The organism is Phenylobacterium sp. (assembly GCF_020402505.1).
Classification (GTDB): domain Bacteria; phylum Pseudomonadota; class Alphaproteobacteria; order Caulobacterales; family Caulobacteraceae; genus Phenylobacterium.
Genome location: NZ_JADBZL010000222.1, coordinates 1 through 5245 on the forward strand (window position 1 = coordinate 1; position 5245 = coordinate 5245).

The window sequence follows — 5245 nt, forward strand, 5'->3', positions numbered from 1 at the left end:
TCGGGTGGTGGAGCGGTTCGTGCGCCTTGAGAACAGCCGCAACCTCCCGGGTGCGGGTCTCGGCCTGTCCCTCGTCGCCGCCGTCGCTCAAGCCCATGGCGGCCGCCTCGAGCTGGGGGAGGGACCGGGCGCTTATGATGGTTCCGGACCGGGCCTTCGGGCGGCCCTGATCCTTCCCTCGCTGACATGAACCGGCTGGGCGACCGACTTCGTCCCTGCGGCCCGGTCATCGACGCCCGTCCGGCCGAGCGTCTCCTGGACGTCCTGGCCTCCCAGCACGCCCTCTCCCCTTCGGAGCGGGAGGCCCTGGCCCCCGTCTTCGGCGCCTCCCCCTACCTTGCGGGTCTGGTCCGCCGCGACCCGGCCCGCCTCGCCGGCCTCCTGGACGCGGACCCCGACGTCCGGCTCGCCGACATACTGGACCGGACCCGCGCCCTCGCCGGCGTCGCCCCGGAGGCCGCTGCTCCGGGGCTTCGCCGCCTCAAGGCCGAGGCGCACCTCCTGACGGCCCTGGCGGACCTTGGCGGGGTCTGGGACCTGGACCAGGTCACCGGCGCCCTGGCGCGGTTCGCCGATGCGGCCCTGACCTCGGCCCTCGCCTCCGCCGCCGGGGCCGAGGTCGCCGCCGGGCGCCTTCGTCCGTCCGCCGACCCCGGGGCCGGCCCGGTTCCCGGCTATTTCTGCATCGCCATGGGCAAGCACGGCGCCTTCGAGCTGAACTATTCCAGCGACATCGACATCTCGATCTTCTTCGATCCCGAGGTCATGCCCCTCGCCGAGGGAATCGAGCCCCAGGCCTTCGCGGTCCGCCTGACCCACCGCCTCACCGAACTCATGCAGGAGCGCACCTCCGACGGATACGTCTTCCGGATCGACCTGCGGCTACGGCCGGACCCGGGGTCCACGCCCCCGGCGGTCTCCGCCGCCGCCGCGCTCGACTACTACGAAAGCGTCGGCCAGAACTGGGAGCGCGCGGCCTTCATCAAGGCCAGGGCCTGCGCGGGTGACCTTCCCCGCGCCCGGGCCTTCCTCGGCGAGCTGGAACCCTTCATCTGGCGGCGAAACCTGGACTTCGGCGCCATCGCCGACATCCACTCGATCAAGCGCCAGATCCACATCCACAAGGTCGACGATCGCCTTTCGGCCAAGGGCGCCGACCTGAAGCTGGGTCGCGGCGGCATCCGCGAGATCGAGTTCTACGTCCAGACCCAGCAGCTCATCCTTGGCGGCCGGCAGCCCGCCCTGCGCAGCTTCCGCACCCTGGAGGCCCTGGCCGCCCTGACTGAGGCGGGGCACGTGTCCCCTCAGGCGCGGGACGACCTGACCGACGCCTACCACCGCCTGCGGTCCCTGGAACACAGGGTGCAGATGCTGGCGGACGAGCAGACCCACCGGCTTCCGGAGTCCGACGCCGAGCGCCGTCGGGTGGCCGCCCTGTCCGGGCATGACCGGCTACGCAGCTTCGACGCCTGGGTCGAGCGGATCCTTCGGTCGGTGAACCAGCGCTATGGGGAGCTCTTCCCGGGCGAGGAGCCGCTGTCCTCCCGCTTTGGCAGCCTGATCTTCACCGGCGTGGAGGATGATCCGGAGACCCTGAAGACGCTTTCACGCATGGGGTTCAGCCAGCCCGCCCAGGTGTCCCAGACCATCCGAAGCTGGCACCATGGCCACATCGCCGCCACCCGGTCCGAGCGTGGCCGGGAGCTGTTCACCCGCCTTGCGCCCCGTCTTCTGGAGGCCGCCCACGCCGCCGGCGCCCCGGACGCCGCCTTTCTGCGGTTCGGGGCCTTCTTCTCGCGCCTGTCCAGCGGCGTGCAGCTTCAGTCCCTCTTCCTCGCCCAGCCGGCGCTCTTCGAGCTGATCGTCGAGGTCATGACCTTTGCGCCCCGCCTCGCCGACACCCTGGCCCGTCGTCCCGCCGCCCTGGACGCCATGCTGGATCCGGCCTTTTTCGGCGCCATTGACCCCGCAGAGGACCGCCAGGCCCTGCAGCGGGCAGTCGCCGGCGCCGGGGACTTCGAGGCGGCCATGGACACCGTCCGCCGCCAGCATCGGGAGCAGGCCTTCCGGGTCGGCGTCCAGGTGATGAGCGGGTCGGCCGGCGCCGAGGCGGCGGGGCACGCCTTCGCAGGTCTGGCCGACGCCTGTATCGAGGCCCTGGCCCCCGCAGCCCTCGCCGAGGCGGGCCGGATCGGCGGCGCCTTCGAGGGACAGGTGGCGGTCGTGGCCCTGGGCAAGTGCGGTTCCCGGGAGATGAGCGCCGGCTCGGACCTCGACCTGATGACCCTGCACAGGGCTGCCGAACCCGACGCCGTCTCCAGTCTCAAGGGATGGCCGGCGGAGGTCTTCTACGCCCGATTCACCCAGAGGCTGGTGGCGGCCCTGTCCCTGCCGACCTCGGAGGGAGAGCTCTACGAGGTCGACATGCGGCTTCGGCCGTCGGGGGCCAAGGGGCCGGTGGCGGTCGCCTTCCCGACCTTCGGCGCCTATTACGAGACCGAGGCTGAGACCTGGGAGTTCATGGCGCTCACCCGGGCGAGGGTGGTCTGGTCCAGCGACCCGGCCTTTGCAGCAGACGTCAACGCCGCCATCGAGTCCGCCCTGCGCCAGCCCCGGGACCCTGCCGCCCTGGCCCGCGACGTGCGCGAAATGCGCGCCCTCATTGCGCAGGAGAAGCCGGCCTCCGGCCTTTGGGACATGAAGCTCGCCCCGGGCGGGCTGGTGGACATTGAGTTCGCCGCCCAGTTTCTCCAGCTCGCCCATGCGCCCGCCGGCGGCCCGCTGCGGGCCGGGACCGCCGACGCCCTGGAGGCCCTCGCGGCGGCGGGACTGGCGGGCCCGGTCGGGCCCCTTCTGGAGGCCTGGACCCTGCAGCAGAACCTGACGCAGATGCTCCGTCTGGCCCTTGGCGATGGGGACGACCCCGCCGCTCAACCGGAGGCCTTTCGCCGGAAGCTCGCCCGGGCGGGCGGCGCCCGAGACTTCCGCAGCCTCGCCGCCCGCCTGACCCGGACCCGGAAGGGCGCCCTTGAGGCCTTTGATCGCCTGGTTCGCCCTTGAAACGCCGGATTTGGCGGTTCATTTCGTTGGACAGAAGATAGCCGGAGGTCTTCCCGTGTCCCTGAACCGCGCCGCTTTCGCCACCGTCGTGGGACTGGCGTCCCTCTGCGGCCTTCCCGCCGCAGCCCAGATGGGCCCGCCCAAGCTCGACCAGAACGGGGACGGGCGGATTCTGTACGCCGAGTACCGGTCGGCCAATGTCGAAAGGACGCTCGACACCCTCGATGCGGACAAGAACGGCCAGATCTCGCGCAAGGAGTTCGACAAGGTCGCCGGCATGGCTCGCACCTTTGGCGGCGCAAGGGCCGCGGCCGCCATGGACCAGTGGTGGCGCGCGACGGATGTGAATGGCGACGGCGCCATGTCCCGGGGAGAGATGGAGGCGAACACCCGACGGCGTTTCGACGCCGCGGACTCCGACCGGGACGGCGTCCTGACCAAGACCGAGGTCGCCGCCATGCGGGAGAGGCAGCGTGCTGCGTCCGGTAACTGACGCCCTCGGGCTTGCAGCCGGAGCGGGCGCTGCGCGCCCGGCGTCGCCGGCGGCGCGTCCCGATGACCCTGACGCCGACCTCGTGCGCCGAATCGGCAAGGGCGACCTCCTCGCCATTCGCGCCCTCACGGCCCGCAAGCTGCCCCGACTGACCGCCCTGGCCGCCCGAGTGCTGGGCGACGCCGCCGAGGCGGAGGACGTGGCCCAGGAATCCCTGATCCGGGCCTGGCGTCAGGCGCCTGTCTGGAGATTCGGCGAGGCCCGGTTCGACACCTGGCTGCACCGGGTGGCCATCAACCTTTGCCGCGATCGCCTGCGCCGCCGCCGGCCGGGCGACGCCGCCGACCTCGACGCCCTTGTCGATCCCGGTCCCGCTCCGGACCGTGGCCTGGAGGCTCGGGACATCGGCGATCGGGTGGCCGTCGCCATGGCGGCCCTGCCGCCCCGCCAGCGCGAGGCGGTGGTGCTTTGCCATTACCAGGACCTCGGCAACATCGAGGCCGCCCGGGTCCTGGGCGTCAGTGTTGAGGCCTTGGAGAGCCTGCTCTCCCGCGGTCGCCGCGCCCTGCGCGCCGCCCTGTCGGACCTTGTTCCGTGACCTTCGGCCGCACACCGATGGGACCCCGGCGTTTCCGCGACCTTGCCGAGGCCTATGGGGGCGACATCTCCCGCTGGCCGGAGGCCGAGCGCGGTCCCGCCGAGGCCTGGCTTGCCGGCAACCCCCGGGAAGGCGCCGCCGTGCTGGAAGCGGCCCGCGCCCTCGATGACCTCCTGGGGAGCTGGCGGACGGCCGACCCCGTCGAGGCCTTGCGCAGCCGGGTGCTCGTCCCTGCGCCCGACCTGGTGAGCCGCGCCCGTCGCCGGGCCTTCGTGCTGACTCTCGGCGGCGGCGCCGGCCTTGCGGCCGCCTGCCTGGCCGGCATCCTCGCCGCGCCCTTCCTCTTGTCGACGCCGTCATTTGGGATTGCGCCATCGCCCTCGATGGAGAGGCCGGCGTCAGCCAGCGCCTCGCCCCAGACTGACGAGGTCCTCGCCGAGGTGCTGGAGGACTGGGAGGCGCCCTTTGCGGACGCCGAAGCGGACTTCGGCGCTTGAGACTCCCTGTCCTGCCGACGGCGGTCTTCCTGTCCCTTGCACTCAATCTCTTCCTGATCGGCGTAATCGCGGGAACCTGGAGGGAGATACGCGGTTCGCAGGCCCCCACGCCGGCCGCGACCGAAGCGCCGCCGCTTCCCGACGGCGCCTTGAACCCGGACTCGCCCGATCCCGAGGCGCGAGAGCCAGCGATGGCGCCGGCTCAGCCGTCAGAAGCGCTCCGATCTGCGCCGCCGCCACCCACCCCTGCGGTCGTCACCCAGGACCCGCGGCCCGCCGACGCCGCAGGCCGGACGCCGGAGATCGCGGCCCTCAGTCCGGGCGGCTTCCGCGGAAATCCTCCGCTGCCGGGTGTCGGCCTTCCCCGGCCCCCAGGCGGCAATCCCCTGATCATCGTCACTCGTGACCTGCCGGAAAGCGAGGGGCTGGCCCTTCGGGCCCTCCTGCGGGTCGAGAGCGAAGCCGTTCGGGCCGATCTCATCCAGGCTCGCCGCGAGCGCGCGGCGGCTTGGCGCGCCTTGGCGAGGGGCGAGGTCAACGAAGCGGAGGCCGCGCGCCGGCTGGACATGGCCCGACGCCGAGAACTGGCCGCCCGCA

Annotated in this window: 4 protein-coding genes and 2 pseudogenes; all 6 read left to right on the forward strand. The window is 72.4% G+C overall.

Going from position 1 to position 5245, the window contains the following annotated elements; all coding sequences use genetic code 11:
* Window positions 1-190: pseudogene (locus IM632_RS14290) on the forward strand (histidine kinase); the annotation flags it as partial.
* Window positions 187-3060, forward strand: a complete 2874-nt coding sequence (locus tag IM632_RS14295) for a bifunctional [glutamine synthetase] adenylyltransferase/[glutamine synthetase]-adenylyl-L-tyrosine phosphorylase (RefSeq protein ID WP_296552515.1) — start codon at window positions 187-189, stop codon at window positions 3058-3060. The pseudogene IM632_RS14290 and the gene IM632_RS14295, both read left to right, overlap by 4 nt.
* 55 nt (window positions 3061-3115) lie before the next feature.
* On the forward strand, window positions 3116-3553 hold the full coding sequence (locus IM632_RS14300; RefSeq protein ID WP_293514131.1) for a hypothetical protein: 438 nt from the start codon (window positions 3116-3118) through the stop codon (window positions 3551-3553).
* The gene (locus tag IM632_RS14305) at window positions 3534-4151 is read left to right on the forward strand and encodes an RNA polymerase sigma factor (RefSeq protein ID WP_293514129.1); all 618 of its coding nucleotides are present in this window, start codon (window positions 3534-3536) and stop codon (window positions 4149-4151) included. The genes IM632_RS14300 and IM632_RS14305 overlap by 20 nt, the downstream gene beginning before the upstream one ends.
* On the forward strand, window positions 4148-4648 hold the full coding sequence (locus IM632_RS14310) for a hypothetical protein (protein ID WP_293514128.1): 501 nt from the start codon (window positions 4148-4150) through the stop codon (window positions 4646-4648). Before IM632_RS14305 ends, IM632_RS14310 begins: the two co-directional genes overlap by 4 nt.
* Window positions 4645-5245: pseudogene (locus IM632_RS14315) on the forward strand (hypothetical protein); the annotation flags it as partial. The gene IM632_RS14310 and the pseudogene IM632_RS14315, both read left to right, overlap by 4 nt.

What these genes read in the sequence shown, in the direction of transcription:
- IM632_RS14295 (WP_296552515.1), top strand. Translation starts at nt 187, where the DNA reads ATGAACCGGCTGGGCGACCGACTTCGTCCCTGCGGCCCGGTCATCGAC.